The sequence below is a fragment of the Rhodococcus sp. IEGM 1351 genome, assembly GCF_030056875.1.
Lineage (GTDB): Bacteria > Actinomycetota > Actinomycetes > Mycobacteriales > Mycobacteriaceae > Rhodococcus_F > Rhodococcus_F opacus.
This window is the reverse complement of record NZ_JASHKU010000021.1, coordinates 24,901-49,415: the sequence shown is the minus strand read 5'-3', so window position 1 is coordinate 49,415 and position 24,515 is coordinate 24,901. Positions and strand designations below refer to the sequence as shown.

At 67.6% G+C, this 24,515-nt stretch carries 18 protein-coding genes; 8 read left to right on the top strand and 10 right to left on the bottom strand.

The features are described from left to right. Positions 1-28: 28 nt before the first annotated feature. Together QM806_RS30035 and QM806_RS30030 are read right to left on the bottom strand one after the other, a co-directional pair. Entirely contained in the window at positions 29-1,204 is a 1,176-nt protein-coding gene (locus QM806_RS30035) for an Nramp family divalent metal transporter (RefSeq protein WP_182624702.1), read from the bottom strand. Positions 1,205-1,572: 368 nt separating this feature from the next. Beyond that, positions 1,573-2,511, bottom strand: coding sequence for a dihydrodipicolinate synthase family protein (locus tag QM806_RS30030; protein WP_005565809.1), 939 nt, complete (start codon positions 2,509-2,511; stop codon positions 1,573-1,575). Between the two features lie 175 nt (positions 2,512-2,686). Here QM806_RS30030 and QM806_RS30025 point away from each other — a divergent pair, with 175 nt between their 5' ends. Next, a complete protein-coding gene (locus tag QM806_RS30025) occupies positions 2,687-3,787 on the top strand; it encodes a LacI family DNA-binding transcriptional regulator (protein WP_210460963.1) in 1,101 nt (366 codons plus the stop codon). Positions 3,788-4,113: 326 nt separating this feature from the next. On the opposite strand, the gene QM806_RS30020 is transcribed toward QM806_RS30025, so the two are convergent. Continuing rightward, the gene (locus QM806_RS30020; protein WP_210460964.1) at positions 4,114-5,448 is read right to left on the bottom strand and encodes an MFS transporter; all 1,335 of its coding nucleotides are present in this window, start codon (positions 5,446-5,448) and stop codon (positions 4,114-4,116) included. A 201-nt stretch (positions 5,449-5,649) separates the two neighbouring features. After that, positions 5,650-6,387 (bottom strand): GntR family transcriptional regulator, encoded by a 738-nt coding sequence (locus QM806_RS30015; protein WP_182624352.1) that lies wholly within the window; start codon positions 6,385-6,387, stop codon positions 5,650-5,652. 183 nt (positions 6,388-6,570) lie between these two features. Here QM806_RS30015 and QM806_RS30010 point away from each other — a divergent pair, with 183 nt between their 5' ends. From QM806_RS30010 to QM806_RS30000, 3 genes are read left to right on the top strand one after another with little or no spacing between them, the layout of a single operon-like run. Further along, the gene (locus QM806_RS30010; protein ID WP_210460965.1) at positions 6,571-7,908 is read left to right on the top strand and encodes an enolase C-terminal domain-like protein; all 1,338 of its coding nucleotides are present in this window, start codon (positions 6,571-6,573) and stop codon (positions 7,906-7,908) included. Beyond that, positions 7,905-9,374: an aldehyde dehydrogenase (NADP(+)) gene (locus QM806_RS30005; RefSeq protein ID WP_182624354.1), complete on the top strand. Its 1,470-nt coding sequence runs from the start codon at positions 7,905-7,907 to the stop codon at positions 9,372-9,374. Before QM806_RS30010 ends, QM806_RS30005 begins: the two co-directional genes overlap by 4 nt. Beyond that, positions 9,371-10,558 (top strand): fumarylacetoacetate hydrolase family protein, encoded by a 1,188-nt coding sequence (locus tag QM806_RS30000; protein WP_182624355.1) that lies wholly within the window; start codon positions 9,371-9,373, stop codon positions 10,556-10,558. The genes QM806_RS30005 and QM806_RS30000 overlap by 4 nt, the downstream gene beginning before the upstream one ends. 46 nt (positions 10,559-10,604) lie before the next feature. On the opposite strand, the gene QM806_RS29995 is transcribed toward QM806_RS30000, so the two are convergent. Genes QM806_RS29995 through QM806_RS29985 form a run of 3 tightly spaced genes read right to left on the bottom strand, consistent with a single transcriptional unit; the run spans position 10,605 to position 13,694 of the window. Further along, a complete protein-coding gene (locus QM806_RS29995; RefSeq protein WP_283293807.1) occupies positions 10,605-11,816 on the bottom strand; it encodes a CoA transferase in 1,212 nt (403 codons plus the stop codon). A 25-nt stretch (positions 11,817-11,841) separates the two neighbouring features. Then, positions 11,842-12,849: a MaoC family dehydratase gene (locus QM806_RS29990; protein ID WP_283293806.1), complete on the bottom strand. Its 1,008-nt coding sequence runs from the start codon at positions 12,847-12,849 to the stop codon at positions 11,842-11,844. Next, complete coding sequence (locus QM806_RS29985; protein ID WP_182624357.1) at positions 12,846-13,694, bottom strand: HpcH/HpaI aldolase/citrate lyase family protein; 849 nt, start codon at positions 13,692-13,694, stop codon at positions 12,846-12,848. Before QM806_RS29985 ends, QM806_RS29990 begins: the two co-directional genes overlap by 4 nt. Positions 13,695-13,874: 180 nt before the next feature. Here QM806_RS29985 and QM806_RS29980 point away from each other — a divergent pair, with 180 nt between their 5' ends. The 4 genes from QM806_RS29980 (at position 13,875) to QM806_RS29965 (ending at position 21,547) form a co-directional block, all read left to right on the top strand. After that, positions 13,875-15,026 (top strand): acyl-CoA dehydrogenase family protein, encoded by a 1,152-nt coding sequence (locus tag QM806_RS29980; protein WP_005565798.1) that lies wholly within the window; start codon positions 13,875-13,877, stop codon positions 15,024-15,026. A 31-nt stretch (positions 15,027-15,057) separates the two neighbouring features. Further along, positions 15,058-15,810: a GntR family transcriptional regulator gene (locus QM806_RS29975; RefSeq protein WP_005250759.1), complete on the top strand. Its 753-nt coding sequence runs from the start codon at positions 15,058-15,060 to the stop codon at positions 15,808-15,810. A 315-nt stretch (positions 15,811-16,125) separates the two neighbouring features. Then, the gene (locus QM806_RS29970; RefSeq protein ID WP_283293804.1) at positions 16,126-20,607 is read left to right on the top strand and encodes a PDDEXK-like endonuclease domain-containing protein; all 4,482 of its coding nucleotides are present in this window, start codon (positions 16,126-16,128) and stop codon (positions 20,605-20,607) included. Between the two features lie 49 nt (positions 20,608-20,656). Further along, positions 20,657-21,547 (top strand): Vgb family protein, encoded by an 891-nt coding sequence (locus QM806_RS29965; protein ID WP_283293802.1) that lies wholly within the window; start codon positions 20,657-20,659, stop codon positions 21,545-21,547. Positions 21,548-21,591: 44 nt separating this feature from the next. On the opposite strand, the gene paaI is transcribed toward QM806_RS29965, so the two are convergent. From paaI to paaZ, 3 genes are read right to left on the bottom strand one after another with little or no spacing between them, the layout of a single operon-like run. Beyond that, positions 21,592-22,005: a hydroxyphenylacetyl-CoA thioesterase PaaI gene (gene paaI / locus QM806_RS29960; protein ID WP_005250762.1), complete on the bottom strand. Its 414-nt coding sequence runs from the start codon at positions 22,003-22,005 to the stop codon at positions 21,592-21,594. Positions 22,006-22,012: 7 nt separating this feature from the next. Continuing rightward, positions 22,013-22,330, bottom strand: a complete 318-nt coding sequence (locus QM806_RS29955; RefSeq protein WP_005565792.1) for an EthD family reductase — start codon at positions 22,328-22,330, stop codon at positions 22,013-22,015. Then, positions 22,327-24,366, bottom strand: a complete 2,040-nt coding sequence (paaZ, locus tag QM806_RS29950) for a phenylacetic acid degradation bifunctional protein PaaZ (protein WP_283293799.1) — start codon at positions 24,364-24,366, stop codon at positions 22,327-22,329. Before paaZ ends, QM806_RS29955 begins: the two co-directional genes overlap by 4 nt. Between the last annotated feature and the right edge of the window lie 149 nt (positions 24,367-24,515).

Below are 24,515 nucleotides of genomic sequence, written 5' to 3'. Positions count from 1 at the left end.
GTGCGCAGTGTGCCGCTTCATGTCGGTGTCAGCCGAGCAGTTCGTAGATCAGCAGGCCGGACAGGGACAGGATCGAGAGGAATCCCAGAGCGCCGACGATGTTCTTCCACCAGGTGTTGCGGAGGTTGCCCATCAGCTGACGGTTGTTGCTCATCACGAAGAGCAGGAGCCCGAGGAACGGTGCGATCAGCACGGTCAACGCCTGGGCGAAGATGATCAGCTGGACAGGGGATTTCGTGAACAGGATCGTGATCAGGAGTCCGAAGCCGAGGATCACGGCGCTGGTGCGTTTGGCTGTCGGTGTGCTGGGGGACGGTCCTTTTCCGAGCGCGTCGGAGAGCATGGTGCCTCCGGCGGTGGCGTTGGCGACCATCGCGGAGAACGCGGCCCCGGAGAGCCCGAGCGCGAAGATCGTCGATCCGATCGGGCCGGCGATGGGTTCGAAGATCTTGGCCAGCCCTGCGAGGGTGGTTGCTTCGGTGTTCTGCCGGCCGAGGACGGCGGCGGCAACGATGATCACGAGCGAGGTCATGATGCCGGGTGCCACGATGCCCGGGATGGTGTCGGCGATGGTGGTTTGCCGGTATTCGGCTGCCGTGCGCTTACGTTCGTGGGTGCCGTAGGAAGTGAAGAAAGCTGCGTTGAGGGAGAAGTTGGTGCCGACGAGGGCGACGACGAGCAGTTGTCCACCCGGCGGGATGCTCGGGACGAGTCCGTGCACGGCCTGGAACCAGTCGGGCTGGGCGATGACGGCGCTGAAGACGAAGGTGGCCGCGAGGAGGGCGACGATCACCAGCAGAACGCGCTCGACGGTTCGATAGACGTTGCGGAACAGCAGGATCAGTCCGACGAAGACTGTGCAGACGGCGGACCACACTATCGGGGACCCGCCGAAGACCATCGACAGTCCCAGGCCGGATCCGACGGCGTTGCCCACGGAGAAACACAGGGTGATGATGAAGACTCCGACGCCGGCGGAGACGCCGACGCGTCGGCCCAGGACGTCCTTGACCGAGCTGATCATGGACACGGGGGTGCGGATGCCGAGGCGGACGCTCATGTCGGCGTAGACCAGCATGAAGATCGTCGAGACGGCGATCACCCAGATCAGGGAGTAGCTGTACTCGCTGCCGGCCTGGACGGCACTGGCGAGGTTGCCGGGCCCGAACTGCCACGCTCCGGCGATGAATGCGGGACCGGCCATGGCCAGGGTCCGAACCCAGTACCGGCGCTGGGGCCGGACGCGACCTCCGGGCGGCGGAGGGGTGCCTGCGACCACTGAACCGCCTCCGACGGGATCGGCTGATGTGCGAGATGGCTGACTCATCGATGAGCCTACTTTCTGGTGTTCGAACCGCAGACGAGGAGTGTGGCGCAACTGACGATGGGGCATCCGACGCTGCCGGCTCGGAAGGGCGAACGGAACCCGCGGCCGGGAGTGGGTGGGCCGGGTCTGCTGCGGGCGGTGCCGGCCGGCCCGGGGTGTCCGGGCCGGGCGGCAGAACCGGCGCGCGGCGCGGTGGCACCGCGTGCGGCGGATTCGGTGAATCCGAGGTGACGGGTCGAGCGGGGTCAGGCGTGGGCGACGACCGAGGTCAGCTCGGCCGACTGCAGCGCAGCGGCGATTTCGGCACCGGCACCCTCGGCCAGTGGCAGCAACGGTGAGCGCACGGTGGCGTGTTCGAGGATTCCGCGGGCGACGAGGCCTTCCTTGAGGGCGACGGTGCCTTCCATGTGCGAGCCGCGGTGGTAGACGTTCGCCGTCACCGGCAGGAGGCGGTCGTGGATCGCTCGGGCCGCGGGGTAGTCCTTGGCCTTGCCTGCCGCAATGAGTTCGACCAGCGGCTCGGGTGCGAGTCCGCCGTAGCCGACCAGCAGGCCGTCGACGTCGAAGATGGTGTGCAGAAGGTACTCGTCGTGGCAGCTCAGGATCTGCAGGTCGGGGTTCTCACGGCGCAGGACCGGGATCTCACGGTCCCAGCGGCGCATGTTCCGCACACCGTTCTTGGTGGCGAACACACCGGGCTGGGCGGCGATCTCGAGCTGGGTGTCCAGGTTGTACGTGGCCTTGGTGGCGTCGGGGTACTGGAACAGGATCAGCGGCAGCCCGGACCCTTCGTGGATCGCCTTGTACCGATCCTGCGGGGCGCCGTCCTGGTAACCGAACCGCAGCCATCCGTGGGAGGGGTACACCAGGCCGGCCGAGGCGCCCGCGTCGACCGCGCGGCGAGCCTCCTCCACGGAGACGGCGGTGCCTTCGCCGGTGATGCCGGCGATGATCGGCAGCCGGCCGTCGACGGAGTCCTTGAAAGCGGCGATGACGCGAACCTGCTCGTCCTGGGTGAGGAAGGTGCCCTCGCCGGCGTGGCCGAGTACGACCAGGCCCTTGACGCCGTCGACGCTGCCGAGCCACGAGCCGAGGCGCTGGATGGCGTCGTAGTCGACGGCGCCGTCACGGGTGAAGGGTGTCACCGGCGCCGGGGTGAGGCCGCGGAGGTCGAGTGTGCTCATGATCGCTCTTTTCCATCGAAGGAGACGTTGTGCAAACGTTCCCGGGAACGTTCCCGTGAACGATTTCATCGTGCGATACGATCGTGTCTGTGTCAAGGGTCACGTTCCGAATCGGATGTGATCAGGCCTTACCTCACGCGCGGAGGGCCGGGCCGAGGCGGTAGAGAGGAAGACCATGGAAGCCAATGGGAGCGCGCCCCAGCGGGCGCGGGACGGTAAGCACGTCGTGACGCTGCGTGAAGTGGCGGACGCGGCGGGTGTGAGCACCTCGACCGTCAGCCGGGTGCTCGACGATCGCGTGCCGCCGTCCCGCTCCGCGACCGCCGAACGAGTGCGGGCGGTGGCCGATCAGCTGGGCTACCGGCGCAACACCTTCGCGTCGAGCCTGCGCCGCGGGCAGACCGCGACGATCGGTGTCCTCGTGCCACGATTGAGCGACACCGTCATGGCCTTGATGTACGAGGCGATCAGCCGCGCCGCGACCCGCCTCGGCTACTTCACGGTCGTCGCGACGACGGGGGACAATCCTGCCGACGAGTCCGATGCGGCGAGGACTCTGCTCGCCCGGAACGTGGACGGCCTGATCGTCGCCTCGAGCCGGCGCGACGACCCCTTGCCGCGCGAGCTCCGGGAGCGCGGCGTGCCCCACGCGCTGGTGCTCAGGACCGACGGGATCAGTCCGTCCTCGGTCGGCGACGACGAGGCGGGCGGCTATCTCGCCACCCGCCATCTGATCGATCTCGGGCACACCGACATCGCCGTCCTGTCGGGCCCGCTGTTCACGTCGACCGCAGTGGGGCGTCTGGCCGGGGCACGAAAGGCGCTCCGGGAAGCGGGAATCGCGGAAGTGCCCGAGTGGATCGTCGAAACGACGTTCGGCATCGAGGACGGCGAGGAGGCCGGGAACCGGCTCTTCCGCTCAGCGTCCCGTCCGACCGCCGTCTTCGCCGCCAACGACAACCTCGCGCTCGGAGTCGTGGCCGCCGCGCACCGATGCTCGCTGACCGTCGGCGACGACGTCGCCCTGGTCGGCTACAACGACATCCCACTGTCGCAACGTCTTCCGGTCCCCCTCACCTCGGTGCGCACCCCGTTCGACCAGATCGCCGCCACCGCGCTCGATCTGATGCTCGCCACCACCATCCCCGTCGACGATCCGATCCGGCGCGCGATGCCCACCCTGATCCCACGGCGCTCGTCCGGATCGCACCGGGCCACGACCGCGGCAGGCCCGCCGGCCGCGGCAGGTGTCACGAGAAGTGAAGGACGCTCGTAGAGGTCGGAGCAAGGCCGTACGGACGCGGGCCGACGGCAAGCCCCGACCGGTACGTTCGAACGAGCGCGGGGTTTCACGACTTCCTCGAAAGTGTGGTAGCGACCGATTCCATGGCGCACTGAGCTGGCCTTGTCTGTGTTCGTCTCGCCCAATGCCACACTGGTTCAGTCTGACTGCACTGGTGTGACATTGGGCGAGCTGTCAGCCGAAGCGGCGCGTCGGCGGCCAAGGTCAGACCGGTAAACGTCATGTCCCCCGGACCTTTCGGTGCCGGGGGACATTGTTGTTTCAGGTCGTCTGCACGAGTGTCTCGATCGAACCGACGGTCAGTGCCGAGATGTGATGGTGTCTTCGACTTTCAGCGGTTCCACTTTGCCCATGATGAACAGATAGTTCGCGGCGCCGAGGAGTGCGACCGCTCCGATGACGGCGAGCGGGGCGATGTAGGATCCGGTCCGGTCGACGAGAACTCCGATGACGACTGGGGTGAAGATACCGGCGAGGTTCGAGGCGAAGTTCTGGATTCCCCCGATGGACCCGACGTGGTTCGAGCTCGGTGCGACGTCCGCAGGAAGGGACCAGATTCCGGTCGCAGCGATGGTCAGGCTCGAGTAGGCAAGTGACAAGAGTGCCAACGCCATCCAGGCTTCGGGGACGACCGCTGCGAACATGATGACGGAGCCGCCGGTCAGCCCTCCGGCGATCTGGGTCTTGCGGACACGGGTGATCGAGTGCCCCCGGAGTACTGCCCGATCGGCGGCCAGACCGCCGAGCCAGCCACACGCGACGGCGCACACACCCGGCAGGGCGCCGAACATGCCGAGTTTGAGGAGGTCGAATCCGCGTTCGCTGACGAGGTAGCTGGGGAAGAAGGTAATGAAGAAGTAGATTGCGCTGTTCAGGCAGAAGAAGCCGAACATCATGCTCAGGATCGTGCGGTAGCGGAAGAGGGACCGCCACGGCAGCTTCGCGGCTGCGGCATCGTCGTTGCCGGCGGTGCGGGCACCGCCGTCCTCGATGTATGCGAGTTCGGCGGCGTCGACCCGGGGGTGCTCCTGCGGGCTGCGGTAGATCTTCCACCAGGCGAAGGCCCAGACGACACCGAGTGCGCCGATGATGATGAACACGCCGTGCCAGGTGGTGATCGAGATGACGAGCGTGACGATCGGCAGCGCGATCACGGCGCCGACGCGAGAGCCGGAATCCCAGATGCTCGTCGCGAATGCACGCTCGCTTTTCGGGAACCAGGTGGCGACGACCTTGGCGGACGTGCTCGGGGCCGGGCTCTCGCCCACACCGAGCAGGAAGCGGACCGCGAACAGTGAGCCGAATCCGCGTGCCAGTGAGGTGGCCATGGTGCAGACCGACCACCACAGGGCGGCGATGGTGAACGACCGTCGTGGCCCGACCTTGTCGACGTACCACCCTGCGGCGAGTTGGCACACGTCGTAGGCCCAGAAGAAGGCCGCGAAGATCAAGCCTTGTTGGGTGCCGGTGAGGTGGAAGTCCTCGCCCATGAATGGCAGAGCAACGCTCAGGCTCGAGCGGTCGAGATAGTTGATGCTGAGTCCGACGAAGGCGAGCCAGATGACGGCCCAGCGCATTCGCGTCATGGTCCGTGGCGCTGTCACATCGGATGCACTTCCTACTGCAGTACTCATGTGGGTCTCCCTGACCTGACCATTGTGGCCTCGGATATCGAGTGCCGAGGCGTGGAAGGTGTCGATTGGAGCGGAATCGTATAGGAACCGTCGTGATCGTATAGGGAGCATGGAATCAGGTGATCGCCATCACTGTCAAGGGTGGAGGTGACGCCCGTCCAAGCTGGACCCGCGGGCAACGGGTCCTTCGGGGAGTGGCGTCTAACGGACGATGCGCGTCGCGGACGACGGCTTCGTCGCCGCCGGGTCGAGGGCCGGGAGTGTGCCGTCGAAGGCCTGCGCGAATCTCGTGAAGGAGTTCCGGATGTGGTTGGCCATGGCCTGCTCGGCCGCTTCCGGTTCGCAGTTGCGGATTGCTTCCCATACTCGGCGATGTTCGGTGACGGTGACCGTTCCGTCGACATCTGCGGGGTAGAGCCGGAAGATGTGCAGGTGGCAATGCGTCTGGACGAACGCCTGCTGGACCACGCGATTGCCGGCGGCGCCGAGGACGGTGTCGTGGAAGAGGGTGTCGTGGGCGACGAGGTCCTGGCGTAGATCTCCGCCCAGGTCGACCCGGCGCTCGAAGGCGTCCAACTCTCGATCGAGGCGGTCGCTGGGGTTCGCGAGGCGATCTACTGCCGCTGATCGTGCGGCCCACGGCTCTACGAGTAGGCGGAACTCGAAGAGCGATCGGAGTTCAGGCAATTCGAGTAACGGAGTGGTGCTGTACCCGCGGCCCGGGCTGTAGACCACCAGGTTGTCGCCCTCGAGTCGCTGCAATGCCTCACGCACCGGCGTCTGTGAGACCCCGAGATCGCGCGCGATGGCGTCGATGTTCATTCGGGTGCCCGGCGGTATCTCGCTGGCCACGATGGAGTCTCGGAGGGCTGAATAGACCTCGCCCGCCGCCACTTTCGGTGTGGCCTTCGGAGCATCGGGCGCGTTTCGCCGGGGCATGGCTACCTCTCTCTGCTCCTCTGGGCCGCGACAGTGCTGTGCAGGTCACGGGCATATCGACCTGCCGACTGTATACGCCGCGAACCCGCTGCATGTCGACCAGCAGTGCAATGGGGGTTGACGCCCGGCGCGCGCCCTATATGATTACGGAAATTCCTATACGATCCTTGAAGGTGAGTGCCCATGTCTCGCATCGCTTCCATCACCACCGCGGACGTCCGGTTCCCGACGTCGCTCGAACTCGACGGCTCGGATGCCGTCAACGTCGACCCCGACTACTCCGCCGCTTACGTCACGATCCGCACGGACGACGGCGAGGAGGGGCACGGCTTCGTCTTTACCTGCGGTCGCGGTAACGACGTCATCACCCACGCCATCGACACCTATGCGCAGTTGCTGATCGGCCGGAACGTCGAGGCACTGATCTTCGATCTCGGCGCCGCATCCAAGAGTTTGGTTCACGACTCGCAGCTGCGGTGGCTCGGCCCGGAGAAGGGCGTCAGTCAGATGGCCTGCGGAGCATTGATCAACGCGCTGTGGGACATTCGCGCTCGACGCGAAGGCAAGCCGCTCTGGCTGCTGCTCAGCACGATGGCCCCGGAGGAGATCGTCGACGTCGTGGACTTCACACACATCCGAAACGCACTCGATCCCGCGCAGGCACTCGACATCCTCCAGCGCGCAAGCGCAGGCAAGGACGACCGTATCGCCGCGTTGCAGGCCGACGGATACCCCGCCTACACGACGTCGCCCGGGTGGTTGGGTTACAGCGACGAGAAGCTCGTGCGGCTCAGCAGGGAGGCGGCCGCGGAAGGCTTCTCCATGATCAAGCTCAAGGTCGGCGGGAGTGTCGAGGACGATCTTCGTCGCCTCGCCCTCGCACGTGAGGCCGTCGGCGATCTGCCGATCGCGATCGACGCCAACCAGCGATGGGAGGTCGCCGAGGCCATCGAATGGGTCAACCGGCTCGCACCGTTCGAACCGTACTGGATCGAGGAACCGACCAGCACCGACGACATCCTCGGCCACGCCGACATCCGCAAGGGTGTTTCGCCGACGCGCGTCGCCACGGGAGAGGCCGTCGCGAACCGCATCGTATTCAAACAGCTGCTACAGGCCCAGGCGATCGACGTCCTCCAACTCGACTCCACGCGGGTCGCGGGGGTCAACGAGAACATCGCGACGATGCTGCTGGCCGCGCGCTACGGGGTACCGGTCTGCCCGCACGCCGGTGGTGTCGGGCTGTGCGAACTCGTCCAGCACTTCTCGTTCTTCGACTACGCGGCCGTCAGCGGTTCACAGGAGGGACGCATGATCGAGTACGTCGATCACCTGCACGAGCACTTCGCCGAACCCGTCCGAATCGTAGGTGGCCGCTACGCCGCACCCACGCTGCCGGGAATCGGTGCAGAGATGCTCACGGCATCGAAGGACCACTGGGTGTTCCCCGACGGTGCCGGCTGGCACGAGGTGAACGGCCGCGCAGCAACCACCGCGACCGAAGTGGAAGTGGCGTCGTGACCACGAGTATCGAGAATCTGGATCGGACGGTAGAAGCGGCCCACGCAGCCTTCGAGAAGGCACGAACCGTCACGCCGGACACCCGCGCGAGTTGGCTCGAGGCCGTCGCGGACGGCCTGGAGAGCGATGCGCCGGCCTTGATCGACATCGCTGTCGGCGAAACCCATCTCGGAACTGTTCGGCTTCAGGGCGAACTGCGGCGCACCACTTTCCAGCTCCGCCTGTTCGCCGACGAGATCCGGCGCGGCGAGCACCTCGACGCCACCATCGACCACGCCGACGACACATGGGGGGTGGGCCCGCGTCCCGACATCCGCCGCGTCAATGTGCCGCTGGGCGTCGTCGGTGTTTTCGGAGCATCGAATTTCCCCTTCGCGTTCAGCGTCATGGGTGGTGACAGCGCCTCGGCGCTGGCCGCCGGATGCGCCGTCGTCCATAAGGCGCACGACGGGCACCTCGATCTGGCCGCGCGCACAGCTGAGGTCGTGGTCACCGCCCTCGAGACCGCAGGAGCACCCAGCGGAATCTTCGCACTCGTGACGGGGCGTCCCGCAGCCGAGGCTCTCGTGGATCACCCGCTGGTCAAGGCCATCGGATTCACCGGTTCCACCACCGGCGGCCGCGCACTCTTCGACCGGGCTTCGGCGCGTCCGGAACCCATTCCCTTCTATGGCGAACTCGGCGGAGTCAACGCGGTTTTCGTCACGGAGAGCGCGTGGAGGAGCCGCCGCGACGACATCCTTACCGGCTACGCGCAGTCCTTCACTCTCGGCATGGGGCAGTTCTGCACCAAGCCAGGTCTGTTGTTCGTGCCGGCCGGCGACATCGGTGCCGTCGCGTCGGTCCTGTCCCGTGCCCTCGAGGGTTTCGAGCCGACCCGGCTTCTCAACGATCGCCTCCACGACGGATACCGCGCGGCGGTGACCGCGGTCAGGGGCGAGCCCGGCGTCGACGCGGTCGTCGACGGGAACTGTGCGACGCCGCCCGCCCCGACCGTACTCGGTACGACCGCAGCGCACGTTCGGGCGAACCCGGAACTGGTGCGGCAGGAGATGTTCGGTCCCGCAAGCCTCGTAGTCGAATACGGTGACACGGCTGAACTCGTAGGGCTCGCTCGGCTTCTGGAAGGCCAGCTCACCACGACACTGCAGGCCGATGATGACGACGATGTCAGCGAACTGGCCGCCGTCCTCGCCGACATCAGTGGCCGGGTGCTGTGGAACGGCTGGCCCACCGGTGTGACGGTCAGCTACGCACAGCACCACGGTGGGCCGTATCCGGCAACCACCTCGACGACCACGTCCGTGGGCACCGCGGCGGTCGGTCGGTTCCTCCGTCCGGTCGCGTACCAGTCGTTCCCCTCGGCGCGGCTGCCCGAACCGTTGCAGGACGGAAACCCATGGGGAATTGCACAGCGGGTCGACGGCGAGTGGCGCCGTCCGGAGCGGAAGGGGATCCAGCGATGACTCTCGACCAGGTGTTGCCGCGGGACGTCGACCAGGCCCGGTTGATCGGAAGGGTGTGGGACATCGAGACGGGCGGGCCTCGGGTGGTCGCGATCCGCGACGGGAGCGTCTTCGACCTGACCACGATCGCTGCGACCGTCTCCGAACTACTCGAATCACCCACCGTCGTCAGCGATGTCGACGACGCGACAACCACTCCGCGCTGGCACCTCGCCGACCTGATAGATGCGTCCCTCGCGCGGGATCCGAGCCGAGCCCGTCTCCTCGCTCCGGTCGACCTGCAGGTGGTCAAGGCGTGCGGCGTCACGTTCGTCGAGAGCATGATCGAGCGGGTCATCGAGGAACGGGCTGCGGGCAATCCGGACCGCGCGGCGGAGGTCCGGGCGCTGATCGGGCAGGCGATCGGGGGCAGCATCTCCACGCTGCGGCCGGGATCGCCCGAGGCGGCCGCGACCAAGCGCATCCTCCTCGAGGAGGGACTGTGGTCGCAGTACCTCGAGGTGGGGATCGGACCCGATCCAGAGGTGTTCACGAAGGCGCCGGTGCTGTCGTCGGTGGGTTTGGGTTCGAAGATCGGCATCCCCTCGTTCTCGTCATGGAACAACCCGGAGCCCGAGCTGGTCCTGATCGTGAACTCGGTCGGCAGCATCGTCGGAGCCACACTCGGAAACGACGTGAACCTGCGGGACGTCGAAGGCCGCAGCGCATTGCTTCTCGGGAAGGCGAAGGACAACAACGCCTCGAGTGCGCTCGGGCCGTTCGTCAGGCTCTTCGATGAGCAGTTCACTCTCGAGACCGTGCGGTCGGAAGAGATTCGGCTTCGCGTCAACGGCACGGACGGATTCACGATGGAGGGCACGAACAGCCTCGCCCGGATCAGCCGCCCGTTCGAGGAACTGGTCTCGGCCACCACCGGTGATCACCACCAGTACCCCGACGGTTTCGCTCTCTACACCGGAACCCTTTTCGCTCCGACCGTTGATCGCGACCTGCCAGGGCAAGGCTTCACGCACAAGGCCGGCGACGTCGTCACCATCAGCAGCCAACATCTCGGTTCACTGATCAACGAGGTCGGCGCCACCGCGACCTTGCCGGACTGGTCGTTCGGGCTACGCCAGCTGTTCGTTTACCTCCACACCCAATCGGCACCCCATCCGGCGGCGGCCACCACCGCCGCCGTGTAGCCGAGATCGCAGCAGACCGGGGCAGACGCCTCGGTCTGCCCGACGCTTACTTCCCCCCGACGATGCCGCTGTCGAGGAGTTTGGCGATGTCGGAGTCGGAGCTGCCGAGGAGGTCGCGGAGCACGCTGCCGGTGTCGTCGCCGACTGCGGAGGCGGGTGCGACGGTGGCGTGGTGGCCGTCGAACGACGCGGGATGCCCGGACGCGAGGTAGGTGCCGATGCGCGGCTGGTCGAGGGGAGTGAACATCGGGTTCTTCTCGAGTTCCCCGGACTTCACCACTTCCTCGAAGGTGCGGTAGCGCTCGGCGAGCACGGACGTCTTCGAGAGTGCCTCGGCCACTTCGGTTGCGGTGTGCTCGCGGAACCAGCGGGCGAACAGGGCCGTGAGGACGTCGCGGTGGGTGAAGCGATCGGTTTCGCGCGCGAAGTCCACGTCGAGTGCGGTGGCGAGTGCTTCCACGGCGGCCGTGGTTCCGGTGACGGCGACCAGGTCACGGAAGTGACGCGGGGTGAGGGCGACGATCATGAACCGTTCGCCGTCGCTGGTGGTGAAATCCGTTCCGTACGTGCCGTAGACCGAGTTTCCGGTCGCCGGCCTGCCGGTGCCGTTGATCTGGACTTCGGTGAGGTAACCGAGCGTGCCGGCGGTGGCGAGCGCGACGTCCTCGAGCGGCAGGCGGATGTGGGTGCCCTCCCCGGTGGCGTCGCGGTGCCGGACGGCGGCGGCAACGGCCAGCGCGGCGTACAGCCCACACATCACGTCCCACGCGGGCAGGACGTGGTTGACGACGCCGGCATGATCGGTGGGACCGGTGATGGACGGGAAGCCGAGTCCCGCATTGACGGTGTAGTCGACGGCGGGGGAACCGTCGGTGCCACCGAGAACTTCGAGGGTGATGACGTCGGAGCGCAGGGCTCTGAGCGTGTCGTGGGTGAGCCAGTCACGGCCACCGGCGTTGGTGACGAGGATTCCGCCACCCGCACCGGGGGCCGTGACCAGTTGCTGCACGAGTTCCTGCCCCTCGGGGCTGCGCATGTCGACGGCCACGGACCGCTTCCCGCGGTTGAGTCCGGTCCAGTAGATGCTCTCGCCGTCACTCGTGACCGGCCAGCGCTTGTAGCAGGCGGAGCCGCCGACGGGGTCGACCCGGATCACCTCGGCCCCCAGCTGAGACAGCGTCAGCCCGCACAGGGGGGACGCGATGAAGCTGGAGACCTCGACGATCCGAAGTCCGGCAAGGGGAGTGTGGGCAGTCACGAGAGAAGCTCCTTGATGGTGGAGGTCAGGCCATGAGGGCGGTGAAACGCCAGTCGAGGACGGGAACGTCGGACGCTGCGGCGTTGTGCGCGAACACGAGTGAACGCAGATGCACTACGCCGCCACCGCCGGGCAACGCCTCGGCGCTCTCGATCTCGAGTTCGCTGGTGAGGGTGTCGCCCTCGTGGACGGGACCGGTGTGGTCGCAGGACTTCCAGCCCAGGACCGTGACGAGGTTGGGCAGCGCGCGCGTGGCCTGCCCGAGCGCGATGCCGATGGTGTGCCCGCCGTAGACGAGCCGTCCGTCCGCACCGACCCGTTCGTCGTGATGGGTGGCCGCGATGTTGAGGGTGAGGCGCGCCAGTTCGGGGGCGCTCGACACCACGTCGCCGCTGCTCCGCAGGACCGAGCCGGCGAGGTCGGTCGAGAAGTGCTGTCCGGGAACCGTGTCGCGGTAGCGGGCGAGGTCCCAGCCCTCGGGGGCGGCGAGGGCCTGCTCGGTCTGCGGACCGATCGCGGACAGGTCGTCGGACTTGCGGACGCGGTCGTCGTCGGGGTTCTCGCTCAACGGGAGCATCGCGCAGCGGTAGAAGTCGAGGACGGTGCGGCCGTCCTGGTCGGTGGACGTCATCCGGAGTGCCGCCAGCCCGGTGGGCTTGCGTCCCGGCTTCGCCGAATTTTCGCGTAGGCCCACCACTTCGGTGCGGGTGTACAGGGTGTCGCCGATGTGGGGGAAGTGGTGGAAGCGGAGGCCGCGGTAGAACAGGTTGGCCTTCACGTGGTGCGTGGCGAGCGTGGACTGCCCGATGGCGACGTCGCAGACGAGACCGGGATTCGCCACGGCCTCGGCAGATCCGGTGACGGTCCGGGACAGGTGCGCGTCGAGGGGCAGCCGCAGGCGGTCGCCGAGGATGGCTTGATGGGCGGCGGCGAGGCCGCTGGTCAGGGTGACGGCGGGGGCGGTGTCGAACACCTGCCCCACCTCGAGTTCGTCGAAGTACGGTCCACCGACGTAGGTCTGCGTGATCGTCACTGTGCACCTACCTGGGCGAGGACCCGACGTGCGGCCACCGCGACGGCCTCGTCGAGCATCTGCCCGTCGAGTTGCGCGGCCCCGCTGCCCGCGGCCTCGGCGGCGGCGAGTGCGTCGATCACGCGACGCGCGTCCTCGACTGCGGTGTCGGTGGGGGTGAACGCCGAAGCGGCCGAATCGACCTGGACGGGATGGATGACCCATTTCCCGTCGAATCCGAGTGCGCTGGTCCATGCTGCCGAGTGGCGGAACGCGTCGTCGTCGGCGATTCCGAGGAATGGGCCGTCGATCGCCTGGATGCCGGCGGCGCGGGCGGCGACGAGGACGCCGTCCTGGATCGCGAGCCAGTGCTCGGGGAGGGCGGAGCGGGAACGGCCGAGGGCCGCCCCGAGATCGGCGTAGCCGATGATGACGGACTCGAGCCGGGCGACGGACCGGGTGATGTCGCCGATGTTCTGCACCCCGACCGGAGTTTCGACGAGAGCCTGCAACCCGATGTCGGTGCCGGCGAGAGCCTGATCGGCGTGCGCCAGATCCTGCGCGGTCTCCGCCTTGGGAACCACGATGCTCGTGAGCGCGGCGCCGAGGGACGCACACAGGGCCAGGTCGTCCTCGGCCCACGGTGTGGTGAGCGCGTTGATGCGGACCGAGACGGCCCGGGAGCCGTCGGACTCGCGCACGAGACGGCGCACGAGGTCGCGGGCGTCGGCCTTCCTGGCCGGTGCGACGGCGTCCTCGAGGTCGAGGACCACCTCGTCGGCGGTCGACCCGAGCGCCTTGACGGCCTTGCGTTCGTCGGATCCGGGGGCCACCAGAACGGCGCGCCTGCGGGTGAGGTTCTGCACGATGCTTCATTCCTAGGGTCCGGGAGCCCGGTTCGGGCTGGATATGTACGGCCAGCCCGGTAGGGCTGCGCTGCTGATGCTGGCAGCGGCGCAGCCCTCATGTCAAGACCGATCGTTGACTTTAGGCAGACATTATCGGAGTATGGCCGTACAAATGTTGTGCGAGTGCGAGGTGGAGTGATGGGCAAGCTGAACGAGGAAGAGGCGTACCTGGTCGAGACGGTGCGCGCCTTCATCGACCGCGACGTGAAGCCGACGGTGCAGGCGGTGGAACACGCCAACGAGTACCCCGAGAAGTGGATCGAGCAGATGAAGCAGATCGGGATCTACGGTCTGGCGGTCCCGGAGGAGTACGGCGGATCTCCGGTGTCGATGCCCTGTTACGCGCAGGTGACCCAGGAACTGGCCCGCGGGTGGATGAGCCTGGCCGGAGCCATGGGCGGGCACACCGTCGTCGCGAAGCTGCTGTCGCTGTACGGCACCGAGGAGCAGAAGCAGCAGTACCTGCCGAAGATGGCAACCGGCGAGATCCGGGCCACCATGGCGCTGACCGAGCCCGGCGGCGGTTCGGATCTGCAGGCCATGTCCACCAACGCCAAGACCGACGGCGACGATCTGGTGATCACCGGTTCGAAGACGTGGATCTCCAACGCCCGCCGATCCGGCCTGATCGCGCTGCTCTGCAAGACCGATCCGAGCGCGACCCCCAAGCACAAGGGCATCTCGATCGTCCTGGTCGAACACGGTCCCGGTCTGACGGTGTCGCGGGATCTACCGAAGCTCGGCTACAAGGGCGTCGAGACGTGCGAGCTGTCGTTCGACGGTTACCGCACCCCCGCCACGGCGATCCTCGGCGGCACCCCGGGCAAGGGGTTCGCGCAGATGATGAAGGGCCTCGAGACCGGACGCATCCAGGTGGCCTGCCGGGCGCTGGGCGTGGCCACGGCGGCGCTCGAGGACTCCCTCGCCTACGCGCAGCAGCGGGAGAGCTTCGGCAAGCCGATCTGGAAGCACCAGTCGATCGGCAACTACCTGGCCGACATGGCAACCAAGCTGACGGCGGCACGGCAGCTGACCTGGCATGCGGCCGAGCAGTACGACAGCGGTGATCGGTGCGACATGGAGGCCGGCATGGCCAAGCTGTACGCGTCCGAAGTCGCGATGGACATCGCCCTCAACGCGGTGCGCATCCACGGCGGCTACGGCTATTCCACCGAGTACGACGTCGAGCGGTACTTCCGGGACGCCCCACTGATGATCGTCGGCGAGGGCACCAACGAGATCCAGCGCAACGTCATCGTCTCGCAACTCGTGTCGCGGGGCGGTCTGTAGTCCGGCAACCTGCACGTAGGATCGGTGCGCGATGAACGGTAGGGAACGAGAACGAGAGACGGAGCCGGCGTACCAGCTGGTGTCGAAGCAGCTCCGTGAACACATAGCCGCGGGCAAGTACCGCGGCGGCCTCAAGCTCCCTACCGAATTCGAGCTCGCGGAACAGCACGGCGTGAGCCGGCAGACCGTGCGACGCGCATTCCAGGACCTGGTAGCCGAGGGCATCGTCTACCGGGTCCCGGGCCGCGGGACGTTCGCAGCCGAGTCCGACGGCCGATACCTGCGTCAGCTGGGGTCGATCGAGGATCTGATGAATCTGTCCACCGACACCACCATGGAGGTGGTCTCCCCGCTGCGCCGCCGGGTCGACATCGAGGCCGCGAGCAGGCTCCGCCTCGACACCGACCTCGTCCACACGGTCGTGTTCCGGCGACGCCACGACGACACCCCGTTCGTGCTGACCACCGTGTACCTTCCCGACGAGATCGCCCGGCTCGTCGTCGACGCACCCGAGATGTCCGAGGGCGCCGTCAGTGCGTACACGATCATCGGTCTGCTGGAGCCGCACCTGCGCAGCCCCATCATCGAGGCGGCGCAATCGATCACGGTCGCACCCGCCCCCGCGGACGTGGCCCGCGAACTCGGCTGCCCCGAAGGCCATTCGATGCTGCGGGTGGACCGCCTCTATTCCGATTCGGAAGGGCGGACCGTCGAGTTGGCGGTCAGCTACTTCCTGCCCGAGCACTACACCTATCGCGTGACCCTGCGACGCGGCGGACGCTGAGCGGCCGCGTCCTTCTGCCGTCCTCGCGCTCGACCGACGTTTCCACGCCCCATCCCGGCACTGCTGCCGTTCCGTCCCGAACTCCGCGACGTGTTCGAGGCGAACGAACCGATGCGCAAGCAGACCGGGGACTTCACCGCCGGCACGGGTGAACAGTAGAGACCGGCCGGTACGAATCGAGGTCCGTGCGGCACCTCGAGCGACCGTCCAGTCCCTCTGCCAGGGGATGACGCCTCGAAGTTCACCCCCTCGACCCGATAGTGTGCACTGCGGGGGCAAGCGCACGTCATCACCGAGAATTCGCAGAGGTTTACATTGTCGAGTCCCGAAAACGACGCCGAGCTCGCAGGCCGCGTCCAGCGCCTGCTGCAGTTTTTGCGTGAGATCGTCAGGGCTCGCACGAAGCCGGTCCTCCGCGTCGACCAGCACGAACAGGTCGAATGGCTGCATCAGGACGGCCGGACGATCCAACTCGATTCCGACGCCGCGCAGGGTGACATCGTCCTGCGCGTGCCCCTCATCGGTGTCGAGGATCCGCCGGAACTGCCCACGGTCCTGGCCGGCTGGGTGGATGCGTCGGCCCGCTCCGACAGCTCGCGTTCCGATCTCGAACTGAACGCGTCCGACGCCTACGCAGAGGACTCCGACGAGGAATACGACGTGCGTCGCGCGTATGACGTCCGGCAGGCGTTCGACGCCTACGTGCCGCGCTGGCAGGCGTGGGCGAAGGCCGACCGGGAGCGTCGCCCGCACGCCGATCTGTACCAGTCGTTGCAGCGGATGCTGCAGGAGCTGAACGCCCGCCCCGAGTCGATCGAACTTGTTCTCGCGTCCGGTCTGCTGACCCTGGCGGGCGCCGGTCCGGTCGACGGCGCCCAGACCCACCTGGTCACCCAGTCCGCGAGCATCCACCGCGACCCCCGGACCGGCGACCTGCTGGTGCGGCTGATCGCGGGCTCGCAGCCCCGGCTCGAGGACTCCCAGCTGTTCACCGGACTGGACATTTACGACAGCGCGCACGCGATGCCGCTGCAGAAGCAACTGCAGGACACGGCCGCGTCGCCGCTGAGCGACGGCGTTCGCGCACTGCTCGCGGAGTGGGCACCGAAGTCGCTGATGACGCCTGTCACGGTGCGGGACGGCGTCCGGCCACCCGACGCCGACGCCGACGGCACCCTCACGCTGTCGCCGGCCCTGGTCCTGCGGAAGCGCAGTGCGTTCGCGCTGGTCGAGTATTACGAGCAGATGATCTCCCACCTCGAACGCGACGGCGCGACCGTTCCCCTCGGGCTCGCGCAGCTGGTCGAGGCGATCGAGCCGGCAGACCGGCTGTCGTGGCTCGAGCGCACCGGCGCCGCCACCTCGTCGACGCTCGCCGAGGACCCGCTCTTCCCGCTCCCGGCCAACGCCGAGCAGTCGCAGATCATCGAGCGGCTCGGCGGCGACAGCGGAGTGGTGGTCGAGGGCCCGCCCGGCACGGGCAAGACCCACACGATCGCCAACCTGGTGTCGGCGTTGCTCGCGCGCGGCCAGCGGGTGCTCGTCACGAGCGAGAAGGCGCAGGCGCTTCGGGTGCTGAGGGACAAGCTCCCGCCCGAGATGCAGGAACTGTGCGTCTCCATCACCGATCTCTCCCGCGGCGGCTCGGACGAGCTCACCCGCAGCGTCGCGACGATCGCCGAACGGAAGTCGTCGTTCAACCCGCACAGCGAGGGCCAGAAGATCGCCGATCTCCGTGCCCAGCGGGACGAGGCCGTGCAGAAGCGGGCGGTCGTGCTCGAGCAGGTGAAGGCGCTGCGCGAGTCGGAGACCTACCTCCACGACGCTGTCGCGGACGGCTACGAGGGCACCGCCGCCACCATCGTCCGCAAGGTCATGGGTCTGCAGGATGCCTTCGAGTGGCTTCCCGGTCCGCTGCTGAGCGAGCAGCCGCCCCTCACCGGCACCGAGGTCGAGACGCTGCGCCGCCTCTCGGTGACCGCATCCCCCGAACGGGCGCGGCGGTCCCGTCAGACGCTTCCCGTGCTCGACTCGCTGCTGCCCAACCGGGCCGAACTCGAACGACTCTGCTCGCGGGCGTCGACCAGTATCCCCATCGACACCCCGCAGTCGGCGCATCTGCTCGAGGTCCTCGGGGGCGTCGACCCCGAGACCGCGTACACCGTTCGCCGGCACTGCAAGGAACTGCAGGCCCGCGCTCACGACGTCCTCGACCTCGACGGCCAGTTCCAGGGCCTCGCCGACACGGTCCTCTCCGGCCGTGCGACGCACCTGTGGGGTCGGCTGGACGCCCTGCCCGCGATCGTCGAGGCGGCCGCGGCCGCCGACCGCTACATCGGTGCGCACGACGTCCAGTGCGCCGTCATGACCCGACCCGCACTGCAGGCGGTCGGTGCACTCGCCGTCGCGATGGAATCCGGCGCCGTCGAGTGGAAGGCACGTTTCCGTCGCAGCGAAGAGCAGAAGGCCGTCGAAGAACTCGGCCTCGATGCCACCGTCGACGGCGCACCCGCCACGACCGCCGCCACGGTGCGGCTCGTGACCGAGCACCTGCGCGCCCACGACGCCGCGCAGACCGCCGCCACCCTGCTGGCGGACCTCCGGATTCCGGTCGACATGAACGGATCCCGTGCCGTCCAGGTCGACAGCCTCAACATGATCGTCGGCCGGGTGGCTCGGGTGCGCGCCCTCCTCGTCTCCCGCGACGCGCTGGCCCGCGAACTGTTCGCACTGTCCCCGAACGCGCCGCGGATCCGCACTCTCGCGGATGCCGTCGCGGTGGCCGGGGCCGCCGAGGCGATCACCACGCGTGCCGACGTGGACAGTGCCCGTGCGGAACTCGACGCCATCGTCTCGGCCGTCTCCACCGAGGTCGACGCGGGACCGTCGCCGGAAGGCACCGCCCTGGTGGCGGCGCTCGATCAGGCCGACAACGCGGCCCTCTCGGATGCCCTCAGCCGCTACGCGATCGCCCGCGTCGAACAGCAGGATCAGCGACTGTTCGACGAACTGTCCGACAAACTCTCACCCGTCGCCCCGGCGCTGTACGAACTGGTGCGCAGAACGGCGGCGCTCACCGAGTGGGACGAGATGAGCTGGCAGATGTCGGAGGCCTGGGCGTGGCGCCGTGCCCGCCAATGGGTCACCGAACAGCACCGTGCCGGTCGTGAGCAGGAACTGGAAGCCGAACTCAATGCCGTCGACGCGGATCTCGCGCATCTGACGGCGCGGCTCGCGGCGGCCACCGCCTGGCGCGACTGCCTCGAACATCTGACGGCGGATCAGGTGCGGGCGCTGCAGACGTACCGCGAGCACATCTCGAGCATCGGTGCAGGTGCCGGTAAATACGCCGAGAAGTACCGCAGCGCAGCACGATCCGCGATGGGCGAGGCGCAGGGCGCGGTGCCCGCGTGGGTGATGCCGCTGCAGCAGGTCCTCGCGTCGATCCCGCCCGTGCCGGGCAGCTTCGACGTCGTCATCGTCGACGAGGCGAGCCAGGCCGACATCACCAACCTGTTCCTGCTGTGGCTGGCACCGCGGGTGATCGTCGTCGGAGACGACAAACAGTGCGCACCCGCCGACATCCCCACCACCGGAACCCTCGACGACGTGTTCACCCGGCTCGACGCCTACCTGCCGGACCTTCCGGAGTACGTGCAGGCCACGCTCACGCCGCGGTCGAGCCTGTTCTCGATCCTGCGCACCAGCTTCGGGCAGGTGGTCCGGCTCCGCGAGCACTTCCGCTCGATGCCCGAGATCATCAACTGGTCGAGCACCCAGTTCTACGGCGAACTGCCGCTGGTCCCGGTGCGGCAGTTCGGCGCGGATCGGCTTCCGCCGCTGAAACATACGTACGTATCCGACGCCACCGTGGCGGGCAAGGACGCGACGCTGACCAACCACGTCGAGGCCGCCGCCCTCGTCGACCAGCTCATCGAATGCCTCGTCGACCCCCGCTACGACGGGAAGACGTTCGGAATCGTCGTGCTGCAGGGGCAGTCCCAGGTCGACGCCATTCGAACCGAACTCGTCAAGCGCATCGGCATCGAACAATGGGAGCAGCGGCGACTGCGGGTCGGGACGCCGCCCGACTTCCAGGGCGACGAACGGAGCGTCGTCTTCCTGTCGATGGTCGTGGGACCCGAGCAGAACTTCGCACCGCTGACGGCGAACCAGTACAAGCGACGGTTCAACGTCGCGGCGTCACGGGCGCAGGACCAGCTGTGGCTGTTCCACTCCGTGACCGTCGACGAACTGAAGCGGGCCGACCTGCGCAACTCCCTGCTCAGCTACATGATGTCGACGTCGCCGGCACCGGCCGACCCCATGCCGCAGGACGTCGACCGCGACGTCCGGATCCCCCCGTTCGACAACCTGCTCGAGCAGCGGGTGTTCAACGACATCGCCGAACGCGGCTATCACGTCAATTCCCAAGTCGAGGTGAACAATCGGCGCATCGACCTCGTCGTCACCGGTGGCACCATGAGACTCGCCGTCGAATGCGACGGTGACGCGTTCTCGACCACCCCGGAACAACGGATCGCGGACCTCGAACGCGAGCAGGAACTCAAACGGTGCGGCTGGACGTTCTGGCGCGTCCGCGAGTCGGAGTACTACCTCGACCCGAAGGCCGCTCTGTCGAGTCTGTGGGACACGCTGGACAACCTGGGCATCGCGCCGCACGCGGTGGATCACGCGATCGCCATCGAAGCGGCCGCCACCGAGCGGGCAGCGCGCGACGCCGCCGCCTCCGAACGCGGAAAGCACGCGGCCCCGATAGGCGCTGCGCGCCCGTGAGTACTTATTAACGTCCCGTTGTTAACAAGTACTCACAGGTGCGGAGCGCATGAGAATCCAGGAGTTCACCGTCTCCGACGAGACGTCGGGGCCGTATGCGATCACGGCCGGGCCCGACCAGGCCTTGTGGGTGACGCTCGTCCACGCCGGTCGCATCGCGCGCCTCACCGTCGACGGCGAAGTCGCGACGTATCCGCTCGACACCGCGGAGTGTGGGCCCACCATCATCACGTCGGGTCCGGACGACGCCTTGTGGTTCACGCGATTCCGCGACCACCGGATCGGGCGGCTGACGTCGGACGGTGCGATCGATTCCTTCCCGACCCCGACCCCGGACAGCGGCCCGTTCGGGATCGTCGCCGGCCCGGACGACGCACTGTGGTTCACCGAGACGAATGCCGACCGGATCGGGCGGATCACCACTGACGGGCAGATCACCGAGTTTCCTCTGCCCACGGACGGCGGGTTCCCTTCGGCGATCACGTCGGGTCCGGACGACGCACTGTGGTTCACGCTCAACCAGGCGAACGCGATCGGCCGTATCGACGTCGACGGCAACGTCGCGGTGCATTCGCTGCCCACGCCCGCCGCCGGACCGGTGGGGATCACCCGCGGGACCGACGACGCGCTGTGGTTCGTCGAGATCGGCGCCGGGCAGATCGGCCGGATCTCCGTCCAGGGCCGGATCGACGAGTTCGCACTCCCGGACCGCTCCGCTCGACCTCACGCCGTCGTCGCCGACCCCGACGGCGGTTGCTGGTTCACCGAATGGGGCGCAAACCGCATCGGACACATCGGGCCGGGCGGCGACATCACCGAATACGACCTGCCGACACCGTCTTCGGAGCCGCACGGGATCGCCGTGGGACCGGACGGTGCGGTCTGGGTCGCGCTGGAGATCGGACGTGTTGTGTGCTTCGCACCCGTGAGTACTTGTTAACGTCCCGCGGTTAATAAGTACTCACAGGCGCGAAGCGCACATGCTCACGGGCGCGGCTGCGCACGACTGTCGCCGCGGAACTCGGCGATGACGTCGTCGCCGCGCCGGACGGTGACGTCGTAGATGCCGTTGCGCCCGAATCGGGCCCGTTCCACGGCCTCGGCGACGAGGGTGTCGCCGAGGCGGGTGGCGGTCAGGAATCGGATGTCGGCGCGGGCGGCGACGGCGGGTGAGTCGTATCCGTTGCACGCCATCGCGAATGCGGTGTCGGCGAGGGTGAACACGAACCCGCCGTGGGTGATGCCGTGGCCGTTGACCATGGTCTCACCCACGACCATCGACGCGACCGCGTGGCCGGGGCTGAGCTCGAGGATCTCGATGCCGAGCGCCTGGGACGCGTTGTCGGCCTCGAACATCTTCCGCGCGATACGGCATTCCGCGGATGCGTCGACAGTCATGGTTCTCCTACTGGTTGTAGACGGATTCTTCTTCTTGGACGTACATGGTGACGCCGCCGGTGGCGAAGTTGCGGACGTCCTTGCCCGCCTGCTTCATCTCCTCGGACTGCAACCCGGACTTCATGGTGGCGGCGTCGGGGAAGACCAGGCTCGCGACCGCGTAGTACGGCGGCGTCCCGCCGTCGAGGGCACTGCACTTGCCCCAGGTGAAGTCGGACAGGCCGGGAACCTTGCGGGCCAGCGGCATGTGGGTGTCGCGGTAGTAGGCGTCGAACGCCTCGGGGTCATCGGGCTGGCCGTAGCAGACGGCGACCTTGAAGCTCATGCGTTTTCTCCTTTGGCGACGAGGGTGAGAACGTCGTACGTTGCGACGGGATCGCCGTCCTGGTTGACGACGACTGCATCCCAACGGACTTCACCGTAGTCGGCGCTGCTGCGCGGGGTGATGAGCTTCGCGGTGAGCGTGACGGTGAGGCTGTCGTCGGCCTTGACGGGGGTGAGGAACCGGAGGTTGTCGACGCCGAAGTTGGCGAGGACGGGACCGGGATTCGGTTCGACGAACAGGCCGGCGGCGAGGGATACGACGAGGTATCCGTGCGCGACGATGCCACCGAACAGGGGGTTCGCGGCCGCGGCCTCGGGGTCGGTGTGGGCGTAGAACGTGTCGCCGGTGAACTCGGCGAAGTGGTCGATGTCGGCGAGCGTGACCTGGCGGGGGCCGCCGACGATGGTGTCGCCGATCCGCAACTGTGCGAGGTTCTTCCGGAACGGGTGGATGCCGTCGTCGTTGCGCTGCGAACCGGTGACCCACTTGTTTCCGACCGCGGTCAGGATGTCGGGGGTGGCCTGGACCGCGGTGCGCTGCATGTGGTGCAGAATGCCGCGGATGCCACCGAGTTCCTCACCGCCGCCTGCGCGTCCGGGGCCGCCGTGCACGAGGACGGGCAGGGGTGAGCCGTGGCCGGTGGATTCCTTCGCGTCGTCGCGGTTGAGGACGAGGACGCGGCCGTGGAACGGGGCGAGGCCCAGCACGATGTCGCGGGCGAGTGCGGAATCGCAGGTGACGAGGGAGGCGACGAGGCTGCCCTTGCCGCGGGCGGCGAGTTCGATGACCTCGTCGGTGCTTTCGTATCCGATGACGGTGCTGACGGGGCCGAAGGCCTCGATGTCGTGGGGTTCGGTGGCGTCCTTGTCGTCGGAGCGCAGCAGGATCGGCGGCAGGAATGCGCCCGTCGCCTTGTCGGCGCCGACGACCTCGAAGTTCTCCGGGTCGCCGACCACGATCTGCGCCGTCTTGGTCAGGCCGCGCAGCGATTTCAGGACCTCGTCGCGCTGTTCGAGGCTGGCGAGGGCACCCATCGTGACGCCTTCGGCGTCGGGGGCGCCGACCACGACGCGCGACAGCCGGGCCTCGGCCGCGGCGATGACGTCGTCCATCAGTGCGGTCGGCACGAAGGCGCGCCGGATGGCGGTGCACTTCTGGCCGGCCTTCACCGTCATCTCGGTGACGAGCTGCTTGACGTAGAGGTCGAATTCCTCGCTGCCGGGCTCGACGTCGGAGCCGAGGATCGACGCGTTGAGCGAATCGGCCTCGGCGTTGAAGTGGACGCCCTCACCGACGACGTTCGGATGCGCCCGCAGGGTGGCCGCGGTGTCGGCAGATCCGGTGAATGCCACGGAGTCCTGCCCGCCGAGGTGGTCGAGCAGCCCGCGGGCGCTCCCCGACAGCAGCTGGACCGAACCCTCGGGCAGCAGCCCGGATTCGATGATGCGACGGAACACGAGCTCGGTGAGATAGGCCGACTGGCTCGCGGGCTTGACGATCGACGGGACGCCGGCGATGAATGCGGGGGCGAGCTTCTCGAGGAAGCCCCACACCGGGAAGTTGAACGCGTTGATCTGGACGGCCACGCCGCGGCGCGAGGTGTAGACGTGCTGGCCGAGGAACGTGCCCTTCTTGCCCAGCTGCTCGAAGGCGCCGTCGAGGTAGACGGTGTCGTTGGGCAGTTCCCGCCTGGCCTTGCTGGCGTAGCTGAGAAGGGTGCCGAAGCCGCCGTCGATGTCGACGCCGGAGTCGCGCTTGGTGGCGCCGGTCGAGGTGGAGAGGGCGTAGAACTCGTCCTTGCCGGCCATGAGGGTGAGGGCGAGCGCCTTGAGGGCGGCGGCGCGCTCGTGGAAGGTCAGCTTCGCGAGCGCCGGTCCGCCCACCTCGCGGGCGTAGGTCACCATCTCGCCGAGGTCGAGTCCGGTCGCGGAGATGCGCGCCACCTCGGAGCTGTCGACCGCGCTCAGCAGCGGCGTTCCCTCGTCCGGCGCGGTGTACCAGCGTCCGGCGGCGTAGCTTTCCAGTAACTTGCTCACGACAACTCCATTTCACCGTACGTTCGGTCGGTTAACAGAATCGTCGCTTCCTCAGCTGGTTGTCAAGGGAGGATCGCAACTTTTCGTGCGCTACCTCCTCTTGCGTACCGACCGAAGATTCGGTTATTAATAGACGGGCACCCCCGTGA

What these genes read in the sequence shown, in the direction of transcription:
- QM806_RS29955 (WP_005565792.1), bottom strand. Translation starts at nt 22,330, where the DNA reads ATGAGCTTCAAGGTCGCCGTCTGCTACGGCCAGCCCGATGACCCCGAG.
- QM806_RS30015 (WP_182624352.1), bottom strand. Translation starts at nt 6,387, where the DNA reads ATGCCCCGGCGAAACGCGCCCGATGCTCCGAAGGCCACACCGAAAGTG.
- QM806_RS30010 (WP_210460965.1), top strand. Translation starts at nt 6,571, where the DNA reads ATGTCTCGCATCGCTTCCATCACCACCGCGGACGTCCGGTTCCCGACG.
- QM806_RS30020 (WP_210460964.1), bottom strand. Translation starts at nt 5,448, where the DNA reads ATGAGTACTGCAGTAGGAAGTGCATCCGATGTGACAGCGCCACGGACC.
- QM806_RS30030 (WP_005565809.1), bottom strand. Translation starts at nt 2,511, where the DNA reads ATGAGCACACTCGACCTCCGCGGCCTCACCCCGGCGCCGGTGACACCC.
- QM806_RS29965 (WP_283293802.1), top strand. Translation starts at nt 20,657, where the DNA reads ATGAGAATCCAGGAGTTCACCGTCTCCGACGAGACGTCGGGGCCGTAT.
- QM806_RS30035 (WP_182624702.1), bottom strand. Translation starts at nt 1,204, where the DNA reads ATGGCCGGTCCCGCATTCATCGCCGGAGCGTGGCAGTTCGGGCCCGGC.
- QM806_RS29980 (WP_005565798.1), top strand. Translation starts at nt 13,875, where the DNA reads ATGGGCAAGCTGAACGAGGAAGAGGCGTACCTGGTCGAGACGGTGCGC.
- QM806_RS30025 (WP_210460963.1), top strand. Translation starts at nt 2,687, where the DNA reads ATGGAAGCCAATGGGAGCGCGCCCCAGCGGGCGCGGGACGGTAAGCAC.
- QM806_RS30000 (WP_182624355.1), top strand. Translation starts at nt 9,371, where the DNA reads ATGACTCTCGACCAGGTGTTGCCGCGGGACGTCGACCAGGCCCGGTTG.
- paaI (WP_005250762.1), bottom strand. Translation starts at nt 22,005, where the DNA reads ATGACTGTCGACGCATCCGCGGAATGCCGTATCGCGCGGAAGATGTTC.
- QM806_RS29975 (WP_005250759.1), top strand. Translation starts at nt 15,058, where the DNA reads ATGAACGGTAGGGAACGAGAACGAGAGACGGAGCCGGCGTACCAGCTG.